The sequence below is a fragment of the uncultured Aquimarina sp. genome, assembly GCF_947492115.1.
Lineage (GTDB): Bacteria > Bacteroidota > Bacteroidia > Flavobacteriales > Flavobacteriaceae > Aquimarina.
On the sequence record NZ_CANLMM010000003.1, the window covers coordinates 613,275 to 636,349 of the forward strand.

Here is a 23,075-nt window from a genome sequence, read left to right on the forward strand (position 1 = left end):
TTATAACTACCAAAATATAGAAATATGGCAGGAGGAAAATTATCACCAAGGCAGAAGATGATTAATCTTATGTACTTGGTATTTATTGCGATGATGGCATTAAATATGTCAAAAGAAGTATTATCTGCATTCGGTTTAATGAATGAGAAATTGACTTCAGCGAATACTATTGCTACCGAGCGTAATTCAGCATTTATGACTGGTCTAGCCGAAAAAGTTTCGGAACAACCAGAAAAATACACTCCATTAAAAGAAAAAGCTGATCAAATTAGTAGCTTTTCTAATGAATTTAATACGTATGTAGAGCAGTTAAAGTCTGAGTTATTGGAGACAGCTGATGATCCAACAGATTATGAAACCATGGATAAACCAGATGCATTAGATACTAAATTCTTTGAAGGAGGTAAAACTACTGCGGCTGCAACAGAGTTCTTAGAAAAGATTAAAACTTATAGAGAAGGAGTTGTTACTGCTATCCGTTCTGTAAAGGAAGTTGATGGTCAGGTAGCTACAGATGTAGAAAATACTTTTAATACTGAAAAAGTAAAAGATAGAGATGGAGTTTCTAAAGATTGGTTAAACTACAATTTTGAAGGATTTCCATTAGTAGCTTCAATTACCAAACTTACTCAAATGCAGGCTGATGTTAAGACTACAGAGAGTAAAGTGCTTTCTGCGTTATTAGCAGGTCAGCAAGCTTCAGAACTTTCATTTAGTAACTATGAGGCAATTGTTGTACCAGATAAGACTGCTTTTTTTAGTGGTGAGAAATTTAAAGGACGTATCGTTTTAGGACGTTTTGATGCTACATTAAAGCCTACTAAAGTAATGGTAAATGGTAAAGAGCAAACGGAAGTTCAGAACGGACAAATTATGCTAGATTTCCCAGCAGGTAATGTTGGAGAGAGAAAAATTGATGGTGTATTAGAGTTTAAAGAAGGAGATTCTATTATTCCTATTAAAATTGCTAGTACATATGCTGTAATTCCTAAACCAAATTCAGCTGTAATTTCTGCAGACAAAATGAATGTGGTATATAGAGGGGTACAAAACCCAATGACAATCTCTATTCCAGGAGTTCCTTCAGTAAATGCTACTGCACCAGGACTTAAGAAAGTTGGTGGAGCTGGTAAGTATGTAATGAACGTAACAGCTATTAAAGCTAGAGAGGTTGCCATTAAAGTAAGTGGAAAATTACCTAATGGTAGCTCTGTAAGTGATAGTAAGAAATTTAGAATTAAAGATATTCCAAGACCTGTTGGAACTGTTAGAGGAGAAGACGGAAGTATTAAAATGTCTAAAAGTGGTTTAGATAAAGCGTCTATCGGTGCGATTCTTCCGGACTTTGATTTCGACATTAAGTTAGATGTTACAAGCTTTAAGTTTAAAGTAAGTGGGCAGCCAACGATTAATGTAAGAGGTCGTAGATTAGATTCTAGAGCAAAATCAGCATTGAAAAAAGCGAAAAGAGGATCTACAGTTCAGGTAATGGATATCAAAGCTCAGCTTAAAACGAATAAAGGATATAAGTTAAAGAAAATATCTCCAGTGATCGTTGAGCTAACGAACTAAAAGTAAACTAATAATTATGAATTTGAAAAATTTATTATTAACCGTTTTTAGCCTATTCGTGACAATGTTCTCGTTTGGTCAGGCTAACATTTTGAATGCTGGAAGCCCAGAGGATATTGGGAAGAAGACAATCGAACAAATTCAGTTAGATAATGACCTTCCGTTAGAGTATGGTTATGTTGATGAGCGTGATGTATTGTGGGCAAAGACTACTTGGGAAACTATCGACTTAGACGAGCGTATTAATTTCCCTTTGTATTACCCAATTGATACCGTTAACATTGGTTCAGATAGAAGAGCATTATATGATATTTTATTAGCTAATGTTAAAAACGGGAAAATTAAAAAGATTTACGCAGATTCATATTTTACAGAAACACGTACGCTAAGTGATCTAGATGGTACATTATCTAAAATAGATACGTTAGATTTAGGATATGAGCAGTATAATGCTGGTGAGCCAGTGGATCCTCAGTATATTGAGACTACTACAATTGGCGCTGCAGATATATCAGAGTATAAAATTAGAGGATATTGGTATTTTGACAAGCGTCAAGGAGAATTAAGATACCGATTACTAGGTATCGCCCCAGTAGCTCCGGATGTTAACTTCCTTAATGATGATGAGCCAGATATGGTTCCATTATTTTGGGTGTGGTATCCTGATGTAAGAGAGATTTTACATAAAGCGAAAGCATTTAATAGGAAAAATACTTCTATGCCTTTTACTTATGATCATATTTTAAATGCAAGACGATTTAGTTCGGTCATATATAAAGAAGATAATATTCAGGGTGACCGAGAGGTGAATGAATATATTATAGACAATGCTTTAATGCAGTTGTTAGAAAGTGAACGAATTAAAGAAAGTATCAGAAATTTCGAAATGGATATGTGGAGTTATTAAACTCTAATGTTTCTAATATAATATTGAAACGCCCAACTCTTGTTGGGCGTTTTGTTATTTTTAGTATATGAAAGATTTTATAATTGTTGGTTTTGGATTAGCAGGATTGTCTTTTGCAGAAATACTTGATAGAAATCAAAAGTCTTATGTGGTTTTTGAGAATAATTCAGAGCTATCTTCAAGAGTAGCTGGAGGATTATATAATCCAGTAATTTTAAAGAGATTTACACCTGCTTGGATGGCTTCGGAGCAGTTGATTTTAGCATTATCAGTATATAAAAATGTAGAAAAACAACTTAATGAATCTTTTATCACAGAACTTCCGGTATTGCGAAGATTTAATACTGTAGAAGAACAAAATTTATGGTTTACAGCTTGCGACAAGCCCATATTGAATGAATTTCTTTCTTCGGATTTAGTTAAAAATGAAAATGTAGCTTTAGATATCCCATTCCAATTTGGTCAAGTAAAACATACAGGAAGAATTGAGGTAAAAAAAATGTTGTCTTCTTATCTAAGTCATATCCAGGCTAGACAACTATTGTTTAACGAATCTTTTGAGCACACTGCCTTAGATTTTCAAGAAGACTATGTTAGTTATAAAGGGATAAGAGCTAAGAATATCATTTTTTGTGAAGGTTATGGATTACGAAACAATCCATTTTTTAATTACTTGCCCCTGCAAGGAAATAAAGGAGAATATATTATTATTAAGTCCAAAGATTTGCAGTTACAGGAAGCAGTAAAGTCTTCTATATTTATTATTCCTTTGGGAGGTGATCTTTATAAGGTGGGAGCTACATATAATCGAGATGATAAAACCTCTGTTGTTACTGAGTTGGCTAAAGAAGAATTACGTATGAAATTAGATCGTTTTCTAAATGCGGATTACGAAATAGTTGATCAAGTAGCTGGTATTAGACCAACAACAAAAGATAGAAGGCCGTTTGTGGGGACTCATAGAGAACACCTAAACATGCATATAATTAATGGATTAGGAAGTAGAGGTATATTAATTGGTCCGTATGCAGCAAAAGGGTTATACGATTATATTACGAAGAGTATTCCATTGCATACTGAAATAGACATCAAAAGGTTTGATTAAGATGCTGTTTTCTTTTTTCCGTAGTGCATAAATAGATTAATCCAGATATTACGGGATAATCTAAGGATAACAGGAAAAAATACGATTAACGTACCTACGATGATAAAAAAGCTTTGTAGTAAATTAAATTTTAGAATAAGATTTCCTATAACAAAAGCGGCTACCGCAAATGCAATTCCTACTCCATAACTAACATACATGGCTCCATAAAAAAAAGAAGGCTCTATTTTATACTTTGTATTACAGTGGCTGCAACGTTCGTGCATCTGAAAAATCCTTCCTAACTTATAAGGATTTTGTTCTTTATACATACTTTCATTTTGGCAAACAGGACAAGTGCCAGTGAAGATGCTATATATTTTAGTTCCTTTTAAGAAGCTCATAGTACTTTTATTCTATTACAAAATTAATCATCTTTGCACAAAATATTCTAAAGCTGATGTTAAACATACACAACCTTTCTATTTCATTTGGAGGAGAATACCTTTTCGAAGAAATAGCATTTAGATTAAATGCAGGAGACCGAGTAGGACTTGTTGGAAAAAATGGTGCGGGAAAATCCACAATGCTTAAAATCTTATCCAAAGAGCAGGAGCCAGATTCAGGGCAAATTGCTATGGATAAAGACTTGAAAATAGGGTTTTTAAAACAAGATATAGATTTTGTTTTAGGTAGAACGGTTCTAGAGGAATCGTATGAGGCTTTTACAGAAATAAAGAAAATAGAAAGAGACATTGATAAGATCAATGCTCAGCTAGCAGAACGTACAGATTATGAAAGTGAAAGTTATAACCAATTAATTACAGATCTTAGTGATTTTACACAGCAATATGAGATTTTAGGAGGTTATAACTATCAGGGAGAGACAGAAAGGGTTTTACAAGGTTTAGGATTTCTTCGAGAAGATTTTGATAAGCTTACAGACACCTTTTCTGGAGGTTGGCGTATGCGAATAGAGTTAGCGAAATTACTATTGCAAAATAATGATATCCTGTTGCTCGATGAGCCTACTAACCATTTAGATATAGAATCAATTATTTGGTTAGAGAATTTTTTAAAAAATTATGCGGGAGTTGTGGTAATCGTTTCTCATGATAAAATGTTCCTAGATAATGTTACCAATAGAACTATTGAGATTTCTCTTGGACGAATTTATGATTATAATAAGCCTTACTCTAAATATTTAGTGTTAAGAAAAGAAATCAGGGAGCAACAACTTGCTGCACAAAAAAATCAATCTAAACAGATCGAACAAACTGAAAAATTAATCGAAAAGTTTAGGGCAAAAGCTACCAAAGCCTCTATGGCGCAGTCTCTAATCAAAAAATTAGATAAAGTAGAGAGAATAGAGGTTGATGAAGACGATAATGCAGTTATGAACATTAGTTTTCCTGTAAGCGTGCAACCTGGTAAGGTGGTTATTGAAGCTGAAAATGTAGGTAAAAACTATGGAGAGAAAGAAATTTTAAAAGATATAGATTTACTAGTAGAACGTGGTTCCAAAACGGCTTTTGTAGGTCAGAATGGTCAAGGAAAATCCACTTTAGCCAAAATTATTATTGATGAAATATCTCATACAGGTCATCTGAAGCTTGGGCATAATGTGCAAATTGGATATTTTGCCCAAAACCAATCAGAGTATTTGGATGGAGAGTTAACCATTCACGATACGATGATCAATGCTGCCAATGAAAAAACTCGTAGTAAGGTACGAGATATGCTAGGGGCCTTTTTGTTCAGAGGTGATGACGTAGAAAAAAAAGTAAAAGTACTTTCTGGTGGAGAGCGAAATAGATTAGCATTGTGTAAAATGCTACTAGAACCTTTTAATGTGTTGGTAATGGATGAGCCGACAAATCACTTGGATATTAAATCTAAAAACATATTAAAAGAAGCATTAAAAAATTTCGAGGGAACTTTAATTCTGGTATCTCACGATAGAGATTTTTTACAAGGATTGACTAACACGGTATATGAGTTCAAAAACAAGCAGATTAAGGAGTATTTGGGGGATATCGATTACTACTTAGAGCAAAGAAGAGTAGACGATCTCAGAGATATCGAAAAGAAGGATAAAGAATCTAAAACCGTTTCTGACACCAAAGAAAGTGCGAAACAATCTTATGAAAATCAGAAAAAACTAAAATCGCTCAATAATCGATTGAGTAATATTGAATCTAAGATCAATAAGATAGAAAAAGAAATCAAGGATATAGATGTAGAATTAGCGATTAACTATGATCAAACAATAGCAGAACCCGATTTTTTTGATAAATATCAAGCAAAAAAAGAAGAATTAGCTTCTTTAATGGATAGTTGGGAGTTAATACAAGAAGAAATTGATGCTTTAGCATAGAATTAACTTTCTACGTAAATTTCAAAAAAAGTTAAAAAATAGAATCTTAATTTGTCATTCTTATATCGTAATTGGTGTTTTATTAAACATCCTTGAATTTGAGTGTGTTACCTTAATGTTAAGCCTAAATAACCGATATACTGTGGTGTAATTTTTATCGTTAGTATCAGGTACAAATGGATATTTATAGATATTTTTGTACCGTAAATTAAATTATACAATGTATGAATGATACCAAAGCAATTGATTTAAATGCGCACGCTTTGTCTTGGATTGGAAAGATTCACTACGACTTTGGATTTTTAGTTCAAAAAGCGTTTGGTGAAAACGGATTGGATTTATCAAAGGAACAATGGAGTGTTCTGAAACGCCTCAATGTAAACGATGGTCAATCACAAAATGATTTAGCTTTTATTACGCATCGAGATAAAACATCCATGACCAGATTAGTAAATACGATGGAGAGTAAGGATCTTGTAGTAAGAAAAAGTGATGAAAACGATAGACGAGTTAATCGAATTTTTCTTACCGATCATGGTAAAGAAGTTATTGAAAAAGTGACGCCTATTATGTATGATCTTATTCCTGCAGTACAAGAAAGCTTAACAGAAGAGGAGATTGAAAATCTAATCAACACTTTGAAAAAAGTGAAAGCCAAAATAGCAGAAATAGCGGATTAATATATAGTTAGTCCTAAAAATAAATTAAAAAAGGCATCTGAGATATAGATGTCTTTTTTGTTTTTATGTAGGAAATTTATTTTATGAGTTCTTTAACTGGAACCCAAGTTAGTAGTTGATAGTTTTGTGCAGCTTATCATATTGTAAGTTTAAACAATTAAGTGTGTATGAGAAATATAATACTTTCTATTCTTGGTATATTATTGATAGTTGTTGCAGTATTTGCAGCAATGAAGATTGTCGATAGTAAGACCAAAATAAAACCAAAAGCTGCAAAAGTTATAAAAACAGTTTTTGTAGATACTGTACAAAACGGAACTGTACCTATAAAGATATCTGCGAATGGCAATCTTACTGCAAAGAGGAGATTAGAGCTCTTTTCGGAAGTACAAGGTGTTTTTAGAGGAGGTGCTAAGCTTTTTAAAACCGGACAGCCTTATCAAAAAGGACAAAAATTAATAAGAATTGATGCTTCAGAATATTACGCTTCAGTACAATCTGCCAAGAGTAATTTATATAACTTAATTACTTCAATAATGCCAGATTTGCGTTTGGACTACCCAGATATCTATGATAAGTGGCAAGCGTATTTAACAAATTTTGATATTAATAAAGTAACTCCAGAACTTCCGGAAACCACTTCCGAAAAGGAAAAATATTTTATCACAGGACGTAATATTTATAGTACTTATTACAATGTAAAAAATCTTGAGCAGCGGTTATCTAAATATACTATTTCTGCACCATTCTCTGGTGTTTTAACAGAAGCATTGGTTACCGAAGGAACTTTAATCAGGCAAGGGCAGAAACTTGGAGAGTTTATAGATACAAGTGCTTATGAAATAGAAGTGGCTATAAGTAAAGAATATTCAGATTTATTAAAAATTGGAGAAACTGTTGAGCTTTCTAACTTAGATAAATCGAAGGAATATCAAGGTGTTGTAACCAGAATTAATGGAAGTGTAGATCAGGCTACTCAAACCATAACCACATTTATAGAAGTAAAAGATCCTTCATTAAAAGAAGGAATGTATTTAGAAGCAAATTTAAATGCAAAAAAAGCTGAAAATGCAATAGAGATCGATAGGAATTTGTTACAACAAAATAATAAAGTCTTTGTGGTAAGGGATAGTATTTTAGATGTGATAAATGTGCAACCTGTATATTTTTCGGATAAGAAAGTCATTCTTACAGGAGTTCCCGATGGTGATGTGATATTAAATAAACCTGTTCCAGGAGCTTACGCTGGGATGTTAGTTAAGATATATCAATCAAAAACAAATAAACAAGGGGAAAAAGGTAATAATATCATTAGTACAAATTCAAAACAGTAACTATGCGTAAGATTATTTCTTATTTTATTAGATACCATGTTGCTGTAGATGTTATTGTAATTGCGTTTATAGTATTTGGGATTTTTGGAGCGCTTTCTCTTAAGTCTTCTTTCTTTCCGCTAACAGATTCCAAGAATGTTAGTATTAGTGTGATATATCCAGGAGCTTCGCCGTTAGAAGTTGAAGAAGGTATTATTCTTAAGATCGAAGATAATCTTAAAGGATTAGCAGGAGTGGAAAGAGTAACTTCTACATCCAGAGAAAATAGCGGTAGTATCAATGTAGAAATCGAGAAAGGAAAGGATATCGATTTTATGCTACTCGAAGTTAAAAATGCTGTAGATCGAGTACCTACATTTCCAACAGGAATGGAGCCTATAGTGGTGTCGAAGCAAGAGGCCATTAGGCAAACCATTAATTTTGCGGTAAGTGGAGATGAAATACCTTTAAGTACACTAAAACAAATCGCCAGACAGATTGAAAATGATCTAAGAGGAATTGAAGGAATTTCTCAAATTGGTATTACAGGATATCCAGATGAAGAAATAGAGATAGCGGTAAATGAAACAAGTTTATTAGCGTATCAGTTGAGTTTTAATGAAGTGGCTCAAGCAGTAAGTCAAGCTAATATTTTGACTACTGGTGGTACTATTAAAACAAATGCAGAAGAATATTTGATCAGAGCGAATAATAGGTCTTATTATGCTAGTGAACTTTCTAATTTGGTAATTAGAGCAGAAGCATCGGGTAGAACTATTAGACTTAAAGACGTTGCTGAGATAAGAGATCGTTTTTCCGAATCACCAAACGCATCGTACTTTAATGGAGATTTAGCGGTTAACATTGAAATCACAAGTACTAATACTGAAGACCTAATTTCTTCTGCAGAAAAAACAAAAGAGTACATTACCGAATTTAATGAAAAGTATACCAATGTTCAGTTAAACGTAATTAGCGATCGTTCGATCACCTTAGTGCAGAGAACCAAATTGCTTACCGAAAACGCCATTATCGGAATGATATTGGTATTAATATTTTTATCATTGTTCCTAAATACACGATTGGCATTTTGGGTAGCTTTTGGACTTCCGATAGCATTCTTAGGAATGTTTGTGTTTGCAGGTTATTTTGATGTAACCATTAATGTATTATCTCTTTTTGGGATGATTATTGTAATTGGTATTTTGGTTGATGATGGTATCGTTATAGCAGAAAATATCTATCAACATTATGAAAAAGGGAAAAGTCCTATTCAGGCTGCGATAGATGGAACTATGGAAGTGATACCACCGATCGTTTCTGCCATTATTACTACCATATTAGCGTTTGGAATCTTTTTGTTTCTCGATGGTCGTATTGGAGATTTCTTTGGCGAAGTTTCCGTAATTGTAGTACTTACCCTTACCGTTTCTTTGGTAGAAGCACTGATAATTTTACCTGCGCATTTAGCGCATTCAAAAGCACTAAAAGCAGAAGATAATAAACCAAAGAAGGGGATCGCTAAACTCTTCTCCAAGCTAAGAGATATTAATAAGTTTGGAGATAGAATTATGAGATGGCTTAGAGATAATATTTATAGCCCAATGCTCGGTTTTTCTTTAAAGAATAAGATTTTTACCTTTTCTATTTTTCTAGTGATTCTGATCCTTACAGGAGGAAGTATTGGAGGAGGAATTGTAAGAACAGCATTTTTTCCACGTATAGCTAGTGATGTAATCTCCGTGGACTTAGGAATGCCTAACGGAACCAATGAGAAAATTACAGATTCTATCATTTCTATGATCGAAGAGAAAGCTTGGATCGTAAATAAAGAGCTTAGCGAAGAATATTTGGGAGGAGAAGATTATGAAGGGAAACAACTTTTCGAAAATATTATTAGAAGTATTTGGTCATCTTCAAATGCATCATTAAGAATTAATATGCTACCAGGAGAAGAGCGACCTAATGTGCTAAATTCTGGATTAGTAGCCAATCGTATTCGTGAAAAAGTAGGTCCGGTTTTTGGAACCGAACGATTAATTTTTGGATCGGGTGGAAATTTTGGAGGAAGTCCAGTTTCTGTTTCTCTTTTAGGAAGTAATATCAAAGAATTAAAAGCAGCAAAGCAAGAGTTTAAGACGATATTAGAAAATGATTCTCGATTAAAAGATGTAGCAGATAATGATCCAGCAGGTATTAAAGAAATAAAAATAGAACTTAAAGAGAATGCATATGCTTTAGGACTTAATCTTAGAGATGTGATGGCTCAGGTAAGAGGTGGTTTTTTTGGAATACAAGCACAACGATTCCAAAGAGGTCAGGACGAAATACGAGTTTGGGTGCGATATGATAGAGAAAACCGATCTTCTATTTTAGATCTGGATAATATGCGAATTTCGACACCAACTGGAGCAAGAATTCCGTTAAACGAAATTGTAAATTATTCTATAGAAAGAGGCGATGTTGCAGTCAATCATTTAGATGGGAGAAGAGAAGTACAAATTTCGGCAGATTTAAAAGATCCGGAAACAACAAGTTCTACGGATGTGTTAGAAGAAATTAGATCCGAAATCATGCCAGACATTATTGCAAAATACCCTACAGTTACTCCATCATACGAAGGGCAAAATCGAGAGGCAGGTAAGTTTTTAGGATCTCTTGGGCCAGTTGGTTTAACAGCATTGGCCTTAATCTATATCACTATCGCTTTTACTTTTAGAAGTTATAGTCAACCTTTATTATTACTTCTGTTGATTCCATTAAGCCTACCAGCTGTGGCATTTGGACATTGGATACACGGATTTCCAATTAATATATTATCCTTATTAGGAATCATTGCTCTTATCGGTATTATGGTTAACGATGGTTTGGTACTGATAGGTAAGTTTAATAGTAATTTAAGAGCAGGAATGACTTTCGATAATGCGATTTACGAAGCTGGTAAATCAAGATTTAGAGCAATTTTCCTTACCTCGTTAACTACTATAGCAGGATTAGCACCATTGATTTTTGAAGAAAGTAGACAAGCTAAATTCTTAATACCAATGGCAATTTCAATAGCCTATGGGATTGGATTTGCCACCGTACTTACCTTATTAGTTTTACCATTGTTTTTATCGTTTAGTAATACCATTAAAGTAGGAACTAAATGGTTAGCTACCGGTAATAAAATAACAAAAGAAGAAGTAGAAAGAGCTATCAAAGAACAAAAAGAGGAACAAGAAGAGCAATATGAATTACAACCATAAATCACTGATTACATTTATCTTGTTGGTGGTAGTTGCAGGTAGTGTTGCTGCCCAAAAACTAACAAAACAAGAAGCAATTCGGTTAACATTAGAAAACAATTATGGAATTCTAATAGCAACCAATACTATCGAAACTGCTAAAAACAATAAAGGGATTCTAAATTCGGGATACCTTCCAACATTAACAGGAAATGCTGGAGCTACTTATCAAGAAGCATCTTCCAATACGTCATTCCAAGGTGCCATCGATCAAAATACGGGTTTACCTAGACCAGATATCGAAATTGAGGGAGCGGAAACGCAGCGTTATAACGCATCTTTAAATCTTAACTATACATTGTTTGATGGATTAGGAAGATACTATAATTATAAAAGATTAAAAGAGCAATACAATCTTACAGAGCTACAAGCACGAGAAACTATAGAAAACACCTTGTTACAATTATTTACGGTATACTATGAAGTGGCTAGACTTACAGAGAATGAGCAGATTTTGGAAGAAACTCTACGTATTTCAAAAGAGCGGGTAACCCGATCGAATTATCAGTTTGAGTATGGACAAAACACAAAACTTAATGTATTAAATGCCGAAGTAGATGTCGCTAATGATAGTATCAATTTAATAAATACGAGACAACAGTTGACCAATACCAAAAGGGATTTAAACGTAATCGTAGATAATGAGTTAGAAAAACAATTCTCTGTAGATACGATAGTGAAGTTTATCTCTAGATTAGAAATGGATAGTTACATAGAAAAATCTATAGAAAACAACGTCACCTTATTACAGAATGAAAGTAATATTCGTATCAGTGATTACGATATTAAGGTAAGTAAATCTGGATATTTACCAACAATTGGCTTGAATGGATCTTATGGCTGGAATGAAAATCGAAATCCACCATCTGCGTTTTTTCCAGGGAATGTTGCAGATACCTATACCTTATCAGGAGGAGTAAGTTTAAGTTGGAATCTATTTGATGGAGGAGGAACGATTACAAGAGTAAAAAATGCTAAAATAGCTTTAGATAATCAGGAATTAGCAAAGTTACAAGTAGAACAGCAAGTTAAAAGGGATATTGCCAACGCTTTAGGGAATTACGAAAACCGACTGAAAGTGTATGAAATACAACAGCAAAACGTAGTGACGAATCAGAATAATTTTGAGCGTTCGAAAGAGCGTTTCAAGTTAGGGCAGATTACTTCTATAGAGTTTCGACAAGCACAGATTAATCTCATAAATGCAAAAACAAATAAAAACCTGGCTAAATATGATGCTAAGTTAGCAGAATTACAATTATTGCAACTTACAGGTCAGTTGCTAAATATTGAATTTTAAGCAATTCGAAGTATTTTTGATAATAAAAGATCAAAAAATAACAACATATAATAGTATGTTCGAACATTTTTTTCAATGTCCCTACTGCTGGGAAGAAATATCAATGTTATTAGATCCTTCTATTACATATCAGGTATATGTAGAAGATTGCGAAGTATGCTGTAATCCTATAGAGATACATCCGCGTTTCGAAGAACAGGTATTAATAGCCTTCGAAGCGTTGAATATAGAACAATAAATACCTTTTGTTTACCAAACAGTACAAATTAGCTCTTGTTATTTCATTACACATTCCTTTAATTTATGATATTAAAATCACAACAAAAGTTTATCTTTAAGAACTACGGTAATATCATTCTGAAGAGTAACATAAAAACAGTTTTTCAAATTTTTTATGTGTTCTTCTAAATCAAAAAAATAGTAAATAATAAAATGAGAATTTTATACACATTAATCATAGTTTTTGCTTTTTTAAGTTGTGATGAGAATAAAGAAAATAGATCTTTAAATCCCGAAAACTGGGCTAAAAGAAAGGTAACATCACAATTAAGTGATTCTTTAAACTATGGAAAATCATATTTGTCAGTTTATTCTCAGATTTACAGTATTAATGAACATAAGATCCATAATCTTACCTCAATGGTTAGTTTAAGAAATACCAGTGATTTGGATACAATTTATATTTTAAGAGCAGAATATTATGATACAAATGGTAAATCAGTGAGGAAATATTTTGATCATTCAATTTATTTGGCTCCAATGGAAACCACGGAAATCGTAATCGATGAAATCGATATATCCGGAGGAACAGGCTCCAATTTTATTTTTGAATGGAAAATACCCAAAGACTGCCCAGAACCACTTTTTGAAGGGGTGATGACTTCTACATTAGGACAGCAAGGATTGTCTTTTACCACACAGGCTAAAAGAATAAAATAACACGCACTTATCTAGAACATCTTTTTTTTAATAGCCTAAATATTTCTATTTATTGATCTTCACTAAAAATATGTAGAAGACTGCGAAGTATATTGCAACCACTTTGAGATGTATCCAGGTTTCGAAGAACAGGTGTAAATTCCCTTCGAAACGTTGAAAATTGAGCAATAATCCACCGAATTTCCATTCGTCGACAGTAAATTACCATTCGTCTACAGTTAAAATGATTCTAACGACATGTAAGGGATTACCTCGTTAAAATTATTGAATTTTACTAAACAGGAGCGAATTCCCGTAAGTTTAAAATTAAAACCTGATGAGAAATTTAAAAATTTTATTAATAGAAGACGACGAGATCGAAAGAATGAAATTTACAAGAGTGTTAAAAAAAAATAACTACGCTTGTAAATTGGAAGAAGCTACTAACGGTGAAGAAGCTGTAGAAATTTTAGAAGATGAAACCAAAACTCCGGACCTAATTTTATTAGATCTGAACATGCCAAAAATGAATGGCATCGAGTTCCTAAAAAGTCTAAAATCCAACAGTCAATTAAAATATGTTCCGGTTATCATTTTAAGTACATCAAATAATCATCAGGATCTTAAAAGGTGCTACGAGGAAGGGATTGCGGGATATTTAGTAAAACCATTAAAGTACGAAGATTACGTAGAAAAGATAAAAGCTTTGATAGAATATTGGGGAAAAAATGAGTTAATTTCTGTTTAAAGTACCAGAAAACTCGTAAATTAACTAATCTCTAAACAACATATTATGAAAGGAATCGTATTTACAGAGTTTTTACAATTAGTCGAAGATAAATTTGGTCTGGAAATGGTAGACCAAATTATTGAGGAATCCAACTTACCATCTAATGGAGTGTATACTGCCATAGGAACTTATGAGTTTTCAGAAATGCTTAGTCTGATTACCAACCTTAGTAAGAACACAAACATAAAAACAGATGATTTGCTACTTACCTATGCCGAACATTTTTTTGGAGTACTGGCTGGTGGTTATCCTCAACTTATAGAAAGATATACAGACCCTCTAGATTTATTAGAATCCATTGAAAATCACATTCATGTAGAGGTAAGAAAAATATACCCTAGTGCAGAGCTCCCTACTTTTGAGGTATTGGAAAGAACTCCAGACTCATTAGCGATGATTTATAAATCTAGTAGAGCTATGTATAGTTTTGGACTAGGACTCATGCACAAAACATTTGAACATTTTAACAAAAAGGCTGTCATTACTTGCGATAAATTAAAAGATGATGGGACAGAAGTTAAATTTATGATTCAAATGACTAATGGGTGAAATTAAACCAGACATATTGCAGCGAGCGCTACAAAGAGAAAAAGCAGCTCGGAAACAAGCAGAAGGAATTTTAGAGGATAAGTCCAGGGAGTTATACAATGTTGCTCAAGAATTAAAAACAGTTAATGAGCAATTAGAATCGGTCTTAGCAAAGAAAAGTTCAGAGCTTCAAGGAATGTTTCATAATCTTGTTGATGCCTACGTGCTCATGAAGGTAAATGGAGATATTTTGGAAATGAACGATGCAGCTAAAGAACTATTCGGATACGATCCTAAGAATGAAAAACTAAATGTGATTTCTCTGATTCATAAAGAGGATATCAATTATGCGATGGATTCTTTTCAGGAGCTTGTTACCGAAGGATTTTTTACAGATTATGTGGCTAGAGCAGTAACGAAAGACAATGGTGTACGTATCGTGCATATTAATGGTAGTGTAATCAAAGATAAAAATAATGAAGTAATCGCGGCTCAAGGTATCGTAAGAGATATTACAAGCCAGATAGAAGCACAGCAACTAAAAGAAGAATTACTTAGGAATCTCGAACAAAGTAATAAAGAGCTAAATGATTTTGCACACGTGGTGTCACATGATTTAAAATCACCACTTCGTAGTATGAATGCTCTGATTACGTGGCTTAAAGAAGACTATGAAGATAAACTAGACGAAGGAGCTATGAAATCATTCGATTCATTACTCAATAAAATTGAAAAAATGGATCATATGATCGACGGGATTTTAAGCTATTCTAGTATTGATAAAAAGGAGAAGGAGAAGCAGAAAGTCAATCTTAATAAAATTGTATCCGATATATTAGAAATGATTTTCATCCCAGAAACTTTTAGCGTAAATATCCATGATATGTTACCAGTTGTAATGGGAGATAAGTTTAGATTTCAACAATTGTTTCAGAATATTATTAGTAATGCAATAAAATATAATGATAAAGAAAAAGGTGTTTTAGATATCAAATGTAGAGAGATTGGTGGTTTTTGGGAGTTTACGCTTGCAGATAATGGACCAGGAATTCCAAAGGCATACCACCGCAAAATTTTTGAGATTTTTCAAACAGCACAGGATAAAACTAAGTCTACTGGTATTGGATTATCGATCGTAAAAAAGATCGTTAATATGTATGGCGGAGAAGTACAAGTTTCATCCGAAGAAAATAAAGGCACAACATTTTTATTCACTCTTAAAAAAACCTCTAAATGAAAATTCAACAATACGAAAGAAACGGACAAGGTGAATGGGTAGCTACCCAATCCTATACCGAAAAGTTACAGAACCCGTTGGTTTTAGTATTTGGAAATCGATTCATTTTAGAAAAAGAACCGATTTTAGAAGAGGTATCAGGACTTTTTGGAACTAGTGAAATAATTATTGGTTCTTCTGCTGGAGAAATTTTAGGAGGCAATGTTTCTGATAATACAATTTCGCTTACAGCTATAGAATTCGAAAGAAGTACCATAAAACTAAGTCGTCAAAATATTCTGGATAATGATAAGAATACCTTTGAGACAGGAAAAAAATTAGCAGCCGGATTACCAGCCGATAACCTAAAACATATTTTTATTGTTAGTGAAGGAAGTTTTGTAAATGGTTCTGCCCTAATTGATGGTATCGAAGAAGTATATAAAGACATTCCATGTACTGGAGGACTGTGTGGTGATGATGCAAGGTTCGAAAAAACATTAGTGGGATATAACGAAAAGCCCAAAGAAGGAGAAATTGTTGCGGTAGGATTTTATGGTGATACTTTACAGATTACGAGTGCTCAATATGGAGGATGGAATCCATTTGGTCCCGAAAGAATTATTACAAAATCAATAGATAATATTTTATACGAGTTAGATAATCAACCAGCGCTGGATTTGTACAAAAAATACTTAGGAGATAAAGCATCAGAATTGCCACAGTCCGCTCTTTTATATCCACTAAGTGTGAAAACTGAAGGGCGTAAAGAAGCAATTGTAAGAACGATACTAACTATCGACGAAGAAAAAAATGCCATGATTTTAGCGGGTGATGTACCAGAAGGATCTGTGGTGCAGTTGATGATGGCTAATATCGATAAAATTGCAGAAGGAGCTTCGAAAGCAGCAGAAATTGCTATGGAATCTCGTGATAAAGATCCACAATTAGCGCTGTTGGTAAGTTGTATCGGAAGAAAATTGGTAATGGATCAACGAGTAGAAGAAGAGATTGAGGAAGTCATTGAAGAGGTAGGTAAAAATGCAGCGATTACAGGTTTTTATTCTTATGGAGAGTTAGCACCTTTTAGTAATAGTACAAGATGCGAACTCCATAATCAAACAATGACCTTAACCTTATTGAGTGAATAACAATGAATTCATTATTGAAGCGACAGATAAGAAAACACTTATCTGAAGAATTAAAAAATAATCCTGAGATACAAAGCTTTTTAGCCGCAATCGAAGGTTCATATAACACCTACGAAGAGCAATTTTCGATGCTGCAAAGGGCGATGTCGATAAGTTCACAAGAGTTGTTTGATGCCAATAAAAAATTAACAGAAGAAGCCAAACAACAGCGAATGGTGATAAAAAGATTGAATGATGTTATAAAAACACTTCAATCTATAGGTAACAAAGAAGTAACCAAAGAAATCAAAGATCTTACAGGAATTGAGTTAGCCACATTAATAGAAGAACAAGCGGCTAAGATTTCTGCCTTTGAAAAGCAAAGAGCAAAGATGCTCAGGGATTTAGAAAAAAGTAATGAAGAGCTTACAAGCTATGCACAAGTAGTATCGCATGATTTAAAATCGCCTTTGCGCAATGTAAGTGCCCTGATTGCTTGGATAAAGGAAGATGCTGAGCAAATGGGAGGAACTGCATTAAGTCATCTTGCTCATATCGAAAAGAATATAAGTAAGATGGATAATATGATCGGAGGAATTTTGGAATATTCGCTGGTCGACAAAAAGGATAAAATTGTAAATCTGGTAGATTTAAATGTATTGATATATCAAACGATTGAGTCACTACACGCCCCAGATTTTATAGAATTTAGTATAGATAATAGGCTTCCTACAATAAAAAAGGATCCGCATAGAATCAAGCAATTATTTCAAAACTTGATTAGCAATGCGATTAAGGGAATGGATAAGGAAGAAGGGTATATCTATATTGGCTCTAGAGAAGAAGAAGAGTATTGGGAATTTTACATAAAAGACAACGGAAAGGGGATTCCGGAAAAGTATCACACAAAGATTTTTAAAATGTTTCAGAGTATCGACTCCACAAAAGAGTCTACTGGAATTGGATTATCTATTGTTAAAAAGATCATAGATTACTATGAAGGAAAAATTTGGTTGGAATCTGTCGTCGGTGAAGGAACTACCTTCTACTTTACGATAAAAAAATGAAAAAAGTATGTTAATAAATTCTACAGACCCCCATAATGTAGCAAAAACAATTAAAGAAAAATCAAAAGGTCGAAACGTTGTACTATCAATACCAGATAATTATCCGGTAGATGTCGAAATGCTTATCGAAGAATTGAACAAACTCGATGTGCAGTTCATGGGAGGAATTGTTCCCAAAATCATTTATCAAAATATGGTGTTAGATGAAGGTGTGGTTGCTAATTTTTTAGACCACGTAGTAACTCAGTTTGTGATAGAAAACATTAGAGAGAAAGATTTTACTATTCCTCAAATTCCATTTGAAAGAGAAAAAGATTATTGCGCTTTTACCATGCTAGATGGTTTAACTGGTAATATATCCCATTATTTATCAGAAGTATATCGGGTGCTCGGTAATAATTGCCTATATCTAGGCGGAGGTGCCGGAAGCCTTACTTTGGAACAAAAACCTTGTGTTTTTAGTAATGAAGGTTTTTTTATGAATGCAGCCATAACCGTAGTTTATGAAGGTTCAGGCAGTCTAGGTGTGCAACACGGATGGGAAAAAATTGAAGGTCCTATCATCGCTACAAAAACCGATAAAAATGTAATACAAGAACTGAATTGGAGAAATGCTTTCGAGGTATATAAAGAAATCGTAGAAGCAGATAGCAATAAAGAAATAGGTAAAGAAAATTTCTTTGATATTGCAAAATCATATCCGTTTGGTGTTGTAAAAGATAACTCGGAATGTATCGTAAGAGACCCTATTGCTACAAATGAAAAAGGAGAATTAATATGTGTGGGTGAGGTATTTAATAACACCGTTGTGGATGTATTAAAAGGAAATCGATGTAGCCTGGTAAAGTCTGCAGAGAAGGCCGCGAAAATGGCCATTGAGAATTTTTCGGATCCCAGGTCTGGAGTCATCATCGATTGTATATCTCGTGCATTATTTTTAGAAGAAGAGTTTCAAAACGAATTAGATACCGTAGTAGATTTGTTGAAAGAGCAAAATGATCAAATGTTCATTGGTGGAGCATTAACATTAGGAGAAATATCTTCTTTTAATGGGTATTTAGAACTTTTTAATAAGACTATTGTAGTCGGACTATTTGGTAAAAAATGAGTGTAAATATCAACAAACATATCGCAGACATTCTTCAGCTCTACGAGTTTTCTATGTCCATAGGAAAGACGCTAGATTTTCATAAGAATTGTGATAACTTTCTGAAGCTATTGTTGGCCAGAAAAAACCTAAGTGGTTGCTGTGTAATCTCCAAAGAAGGAGATGACTTTACTAGATCTTATGCATATCCTGATGGATTGGTAGATGATAAAATGATAGAGCATAGTGGATTCCTTACAGATTGTTTTAAGGATGACACTATAAAAACCGGTATGTTTGAAGATAATACGAAGGAAATGGTTTCTTCCTGTAGAACACAAGGTTCCTGGTTGTTTTTTAACTTAAAAAACGATAAGGGATTGATGCTCATGAATCATAAAGGAACTCCATTTAATCAGGTAGAGATTAATCAGCTAACGCCGATTATGGAAAAATTCTCGATTTCTCTAAAAGCCTGTGAATCCTTTATGAGAAGAGATAACTTACTAAAGAGATTAACAAAGCAAAATAAAGAGCTAAGAGAATATACACAGGTGATTTCGCATGATTTAAAATCTCCACTAAGAAATATTGTTACTTTGATTGCCTGGACCAAAGAAGATGGAGAAAATCTTCAGGATGATGTTATGCAAAACTTAGAAAGTATTGAGGATAACATCGAGAAAATGGATAACCTTATAAAAGGATTACATGCATATTCTACGATTGATAAATTCGAAGAAAATGATAAAGAGATTGAGGTTGCACCATTTTTGGACGGAATTATAGAATCTTTAGAGGTCCCCGACAATATAGAAATCATGGTAGATAGTAATATCTCTACCTTATCGATACACCCAACACTCTTTCAAAACCTGTTTCAACATTTAATAAGTAATGCGGTCAATAGCATTGACGAGGAAAATAAAAAAGGAAAAATTATTATTAACATAAAAGGAGAAGAAACACAACTAAAATGTAGCGTTCAGGATAATGGAAAAGGAATACCAGAAAAATATCAAGAACGGGTTTTTGAACTATTCGAAAGCATAGATTCTAAAAAGGAATGCGTTGGAATTGGATTACCAATCATTAAAAAAATTATCGATTATTACGATGGTGATCTGCTATTAGAATCAGAAGAAGGTAAAGGAACCACATTTAGTTTCTCTTTAAAAAAAGAATGAACTATGAACGAAGCCCCAAATTTGTCGTACATTAAAGAATTATCAGCCGGATCAGAAGAATTTGAAGAAAAAATAATCGGATTGCTCAAAAGAGAATTTCCTGAGGAAAAAAATGAGTTTCTGAATAATTACAACAGTAGTGTTTTTAAAGCAGCAGCAGAAAATGTTCACAAATTAAAGCATAAGATCGGAATGCTTGGTTTTGAAGACGGATACCAGACAACGATCGCCTTTGAAGAAGGCTTACTTAAGGGAGAATATTCCTTATTTTCAAAATTTATGCTTATTTTAGACTCCATTGATGAATTTCTTAAAAATTTATAAGGAGAATGAATTGTATTATTATAGACGATGAAGAAGCAGCGAGGTTAATTATTGGTCAATTATGCACTCAGGTAGATGATCTGGATGTAATTGAAGAGTTTCCCAACGCCATTCAAGCTATCAAATTCTTGAATAAAGAGTCTATAGATCTTATATTTTTGGATATTCATATGCCTGATTTTACAGGGTTTGATTTTATTCAAACCCTTAAGAATCCGCCTAAGATCATTCTAACTACTTCAGACAAGAATTTCGCTTTAGAAGCTTTTGAGTATGAGTGTATTGTAGATTATCTAATCAAGCCTGTAACCTTACCAAGATTCTTAAAAGCCATTCAAAAAGCGGAAAGTACTCCTGCTTTAGATGTTTCTGCATCTCCATCGAGTACAGGAGAAGCTAAAGGCACAGGTTCTGAAGAAAATGATCTTTATATTAATATTGATCGTAGATTAATTAAAATAGATATTCCTACTATTAATGTGATAGAAGCCAAAGGGGATTATATTCTTATTAAAACAGAAAAGCAAAATTATACGGTGCATTCTACTTTAAAAAAGATCGAAGAAAAACTTCCTGAAGATGTTTTTTTAAAAGTACATCGATCTTATGTAATTAACTTTAAGAAAATCATCGATATAGAAGATAACAGTGTATTAATCGCCAAAGATGTGATTCCTGTGAGTAGATCTAAGCGTCCTGAATTAATGAGACGATTAAATCTTCTATAACAGCATCAAAAAGTATATTTATTATTTAGATCGTGTTCTACACGATCTTTTTTTATGCTTAATAGTAAAGTTACCTTGGAGTATTCAAATCAATCAGTTTAAAAACACATAATTTTGATCTAATAGAGACTATAATCATATATTCTTAGGATAAAATAGTGGCAGTTTTTGTTTTGGAAAAACATCTTCCCCCTTTTCTACCTAACAAGTTGGCATCATCATTATCATTACTTCTTTTTAAAAGATAGAAGCCAAAAGTCCTCCAGTAACTGAGATAGTCACAATAAAAAAATGTATGCATCTATTCTAGTATTAAAGTATCTCTTTTGTATAAATAAACGTACTATACACTTTTCATTATCCTTAATTCGTCTTGAAATTGTTCTTTTAAATGATCGAAATTATTGTGCAGTTCGAAGATCGTTTAATGGAATTACTTGTATATAAAAACAGTTTGTCGAATTTATAAAATCGATAGTTAAACAAGACGAATGCCATTTATCGAAAGTTTGCTGCTGTTAAACAGTCGATTACTACCATAAATCGAGTTTCGACGAAAATTTTCGTACACAATAACTTACATTTCGTCGATAGATATCTACTGTTCATCGAAAAATACAACCGTTAATCGGTTATATAAGTAATTTCATTGTAGGAAAAATATGGTATGCGCACTTTATGATTCCACGTTCTATTTTTATTTACTAATAACCCTAAAAAGACATTTGCTATGAGATATTTACTGTTTTTATTTTTACTGTTCTTATTACCTTCATGTACTGTAGAAGACGACTACGTTCCAACATCTATAGAACCAATATTTATGGATAATCCATCAGCGAAATTATTAGTTGATATTATCTATGTAGTTCCTTCAAAAAACCACAATCAGTCAAAGTACGCAATAGACGAAACTAGATTTATGGATTTTATCAATGGTTGTTTTTTTAATAGACATAACATTGGTTTCGAGATGGGAGAATCCAGAGTTCTTATTAATAGCGAGTTATACGATCTTAAGGATAACAGAGATCAAGAATCCTCGGTATTCAATACAGAAACTCAGGATTCTTATAGACAAGATAGAATGAACATATATATCATTCCAAGAACAAATACGGTTGCTATTGCAGGAATTGGACTAAAGCAAAGAGCATTAATAACTGATGAATTTTTATTCACTACGACTGCTCCACATGAAATAGGGCATGCTTTAGGACTTTCTCACAAAGAGGTAGAAGGAAACATCATGTGCAGAGTAAAACCTTACTTACGTAAAGAATTTGATAGTGATCAAGTAGATACGATGTATAATAAGATTTTAAGTATCAACTAATATAATAGATATTATTACTAATAAACCCAGTACAAAATATAAAGAGTATAATAAAATAATGTGTTTCGATTTTTATGTTTACCTAAAACGGTAGGATTTTGATCTCTTCCTACCGTTTTTTAAATCGTTTTAAGCACATTTTACCTTTACCGAGGTCAGAAAACCATTCACCTAATCAACAAAACCATTCATCGAGTAATTCTTTTTAGAGGCTTCATCTTCAATACTTTTGAGATATAGAAAC

Annotated in this window: 21 protein-coding genes; 20 read left to right on the forward strand and 1 reads right to left on the reverse strand. The window is 33.1% G+C overall.

Annotated elements, in window-relative coordinates; genetic code table 11:
- Positions 1-24: 24 nt before the first annotated feature.
- The 3 genes from gldM (at position 25) to Q1A73_RS12060 (ending at position 3,584) form a co-directional block, all read left to right on the forward strand.
- Positions 25-1,572, forward strand: a complete 1,548-nt coding sequence (gldM, locus tag Q1A73_RS12050) for a gliding motility protein GldM (protein WP_299605817.1) — start codon at positions 25-27, stop codon at positions 1,570-1,572.
- Between the two features lie 16 nt (positions 1,573-1,588).
- The gene (gldN, locus tag Q1A73_RS12055) at positions 1,589-2,479 is read left to right on the forward strand and encodes a gliding motility protein GldN (protein WP_299605820.1); all 891 of its coding nucleotides are present in this window, start codon (positions 1,589-1,591) and stop codon (positions 2,477-2,479) included.
- Between the two features lie 67 nt (positions 2,480-2,546).
- Positions 2,547-3,584 (forward strand): FAD-dependent oxidoreductase, encoded by a 1,038-nt coding sequence (locus Q1A73_RS12060; RefSeq protein ID WP_299605823.1) that lies wholly within the window; start codon positions 2,547-2,549, stop codon positions 3,582-3,584.
- On the opposite strand, the gene Q1A73_RS12065 is transcribed toward Q1A73_RS12060, so the two are convergent.
- Positions 3,581-3,967 (reverse strand): DUF983 domain-containing protein, encoded by a 387-nt coding sequence (locus tag Q1A73_RS12065; protein WP_299605826.1) that lies wholly within the window; start codon positions 3,965-3,967, stop codon positions 3,581-3,583. The genes Q1A73_RS12060 and Q1A73_RS12065 overlap by 4 nt on opposite strands.
- 56 nt (positions 3,968-4,023) lie before the next feature.
- Here Q1A73_RS12065 and Q1A73_RS12070 point away from each other — a divergent pair, with 56 nt between their 5' ends.
- From Q1A73_RS12070 to Q1A73_RS12150, 17 genes are all read left to right on the forward strand, one after another.
- Positions 4,024-5,940 (forward strand): ABC-F family ATP-binding cassette domain-containing protein, encoded by a 1,917-nt coding sequence (locus tag Q1A73_RS12070; RefSeq protein WP_299605828.1) that lies wholly within the window; start codon positions 4,024-4,026, stop codon positions 5,938-5,940.
- A 224-nt stretch (positions 5,941-6,164) separates the two neighbouring features.
- Positions 6,165-6,620, forward strand: a complete 456-nt coding sequence (locus tag Q1A73_RS12075) for a MarR family transcriptional regulator (RefSeq protein ID WP_299605830.1) — start codon at positions 6,165-6,167, stop codon at positions 6,618-6,620.
- 167 nt (positions 6,621-6,787) lie between these two features.
- Positions 6,788-7,954: an HlyD family efflux transporter periplasmic adaptor subunit gene (locus Q1A73_RS12080; RefSeq protein WP_299605833.1), complete on the forward strand. Its 1,167-nt coding sequence runs from the start codon at positions 6,788-6,790 to the stop codon at positions 7,952-7,954.
- A gap of 2 nt (positions 7,955-7,956) precedes the next feature.
- Complete coding sequence (locus Q1A73_RS12085) at positions 7,957-11,181, forward strand: efflux RND transporter permease subunit (RefSeq protein WP_299605836.1); 3,225 nt, start codon at positions 7,957-7,959, stop codon at positions 11,179-11,181.
- Positions 11,165-12,520 (forward strand): TolC family protein, encoded by a 1,356-nt coding sequence (locus Q1A73_RS12090; protein WP_299605838.1) that lies wholly within the window; start codon positions 11,165-11,167, stop codon positions 12,518-12,520. Before Q1A73_RS12085 ends, Q1A73_RS12090 begins: the two co-directional genes overlap by 17 nt.
- A gap of 55 nt (positions 12,521-12,575) precedes the next feature.
- A complete protein-coding gene (locus Q1A73_RS12095) occupies positions 12,576-12,758 on the forward strand; it encodes a CPXCG motif-containing cysteine-rich protein (RefSeq protein WP_299605840.1) in 183 nt (60 codons plus the stop codon).
- Between the two features lie 194 nt (positions 12,759-12,952).
- Entirely contained in the window at positions 12,953-13,459 is a 507-nt protein-coding gene (locus Q1A73_RS12100) for a DUF3124 domain-containing protein (protein ID WP_299605842.1), read from the forward strand.
- Between the two features lie 316 nt (positions 13,460-13,775).
- Positions 13,776-14,186, forward strand: coding sequence for a response regulator (locus Q1A73_RS12105; protein WP_299605844.1), 411 nt, complete (start codon positions 13,776-13,778; stop codon positions 14,184-14,186).
- Between the two features lie 45 nt (positions 14,187-14,231).
- Positions 14,232-14,777 (forward strand): heme NO-binding domain-containing protein, encoded by a 546-nt coding sequence (locus Q1A73_RS12110; protein WP_299605846.1) that lies wholly within the window; start codon positions 14,232-14,234, stop codon positions 14,775-14,777.
- Positions 14,770-15,993 carry a PAS domain-containing sensor histidine kinase gene (locus tag Q1A73_RS12115; protein ID WP_299605849.1) on the forward strand — a complete coding sequence of 408 codons (1,224 nt, stop codon included), beginning with the start codon at positions 14,770-14,772 and terminating at the stop codon, positions 15,991-15,993. Before Q1A73_RS12110 ends, Q1A73_RS12115 begins: the two co-directional genes overlap by 8 nt.
- Entirely contained in the window at positions 15,990-17,123 is a 1,134-nt protein-coding gene (locus tag Q1A73_RS12120) for an FIST N-terminal domain-containing protein (protein WP_299605852.1), read from the forward strand. The genes Q1A73_RS12115 and Q1A73_RS12120 overlap by 4 nt, the downstream gene beginning before the upstream one ends.
- Positions 17,124-17,125: 2 nt before the next feature.
- On the forward strand, positions 17,126-18,169 hold the full coding sequence (locus tag Q1A73_RS12125) for an ATP-binding protein (protein ID WP_299605855.1): 1,044 nt from the start codon (positions 17,126-17,128) through the stop codon (positions 18,167-18,169).
- 7 nt (positions 18,170-18,176) lie between these two features.
- Positions 18,177-19,277 (forward strand): FIST C-terminal domain-containing protein, encoded by a 1,101-nt coding sequence (locus Q1A73_RS12130; RefSeq protein WP_299605858.1) that lies wholly within the window; start codon positions 18,177-18,179, stop codon positions 19,275-19,277.
- Positions 19,274-20,443, forward strand: coding sequence for a HAMP domain-containing sensor histidine kinase (locus Q1A73_RS12135; protein ID WP_299605861.1), 1,170 nt, complete (start codon positions 19,274-19,276; stop codon positions 20,441-20,443). The genes Q1A73_RS12130 and Q1A73_RS12135 overlap by 4 nt, the downstream gene beginning before the upstream one ends.
- A gap of 3 nt (positions 20,444-20,446) precedes the next feature.
- Positions 20,447-20,767 (forward strand): Hpt domain-containing protein, encoded by a 321-nt coding sequence (locus tag Q1A73_RS12140; RefSeq protein WP_299605864.1) that lies wholly within the window; start codon positions 20,447-20,449, stop codon positions 20,765-20,767.
- Positions 20,768-20,772: 5 nt separating this feature from the next.
- The gene (locus Q1A73_RS12145; RefSeq protein WP_299605867.1) at positions 20,773-21,495 is read left to right on the forward strand and encodes a LytTR family DNA-binding domain-containing protein; all 723 of its coding nucleotides are present in this window, start codon (positions 20,773-20,775) and stop codon (positions 21,493-21,495) included.
- 730 nt (positions 21,496-22,225) lie between these two features.
- Complete coding sequence (locus Q1A73_RS12150; protein WP_299605870.1) at positions 22,226-22,831, forward strand: matrixin family metalloprotease; 606 nt, start codon at positions 22,226-22,228, stop codon at positions 22,829-22,831.
- Positions 22,832-23,075: the final 244 nt, after the last annotated feature.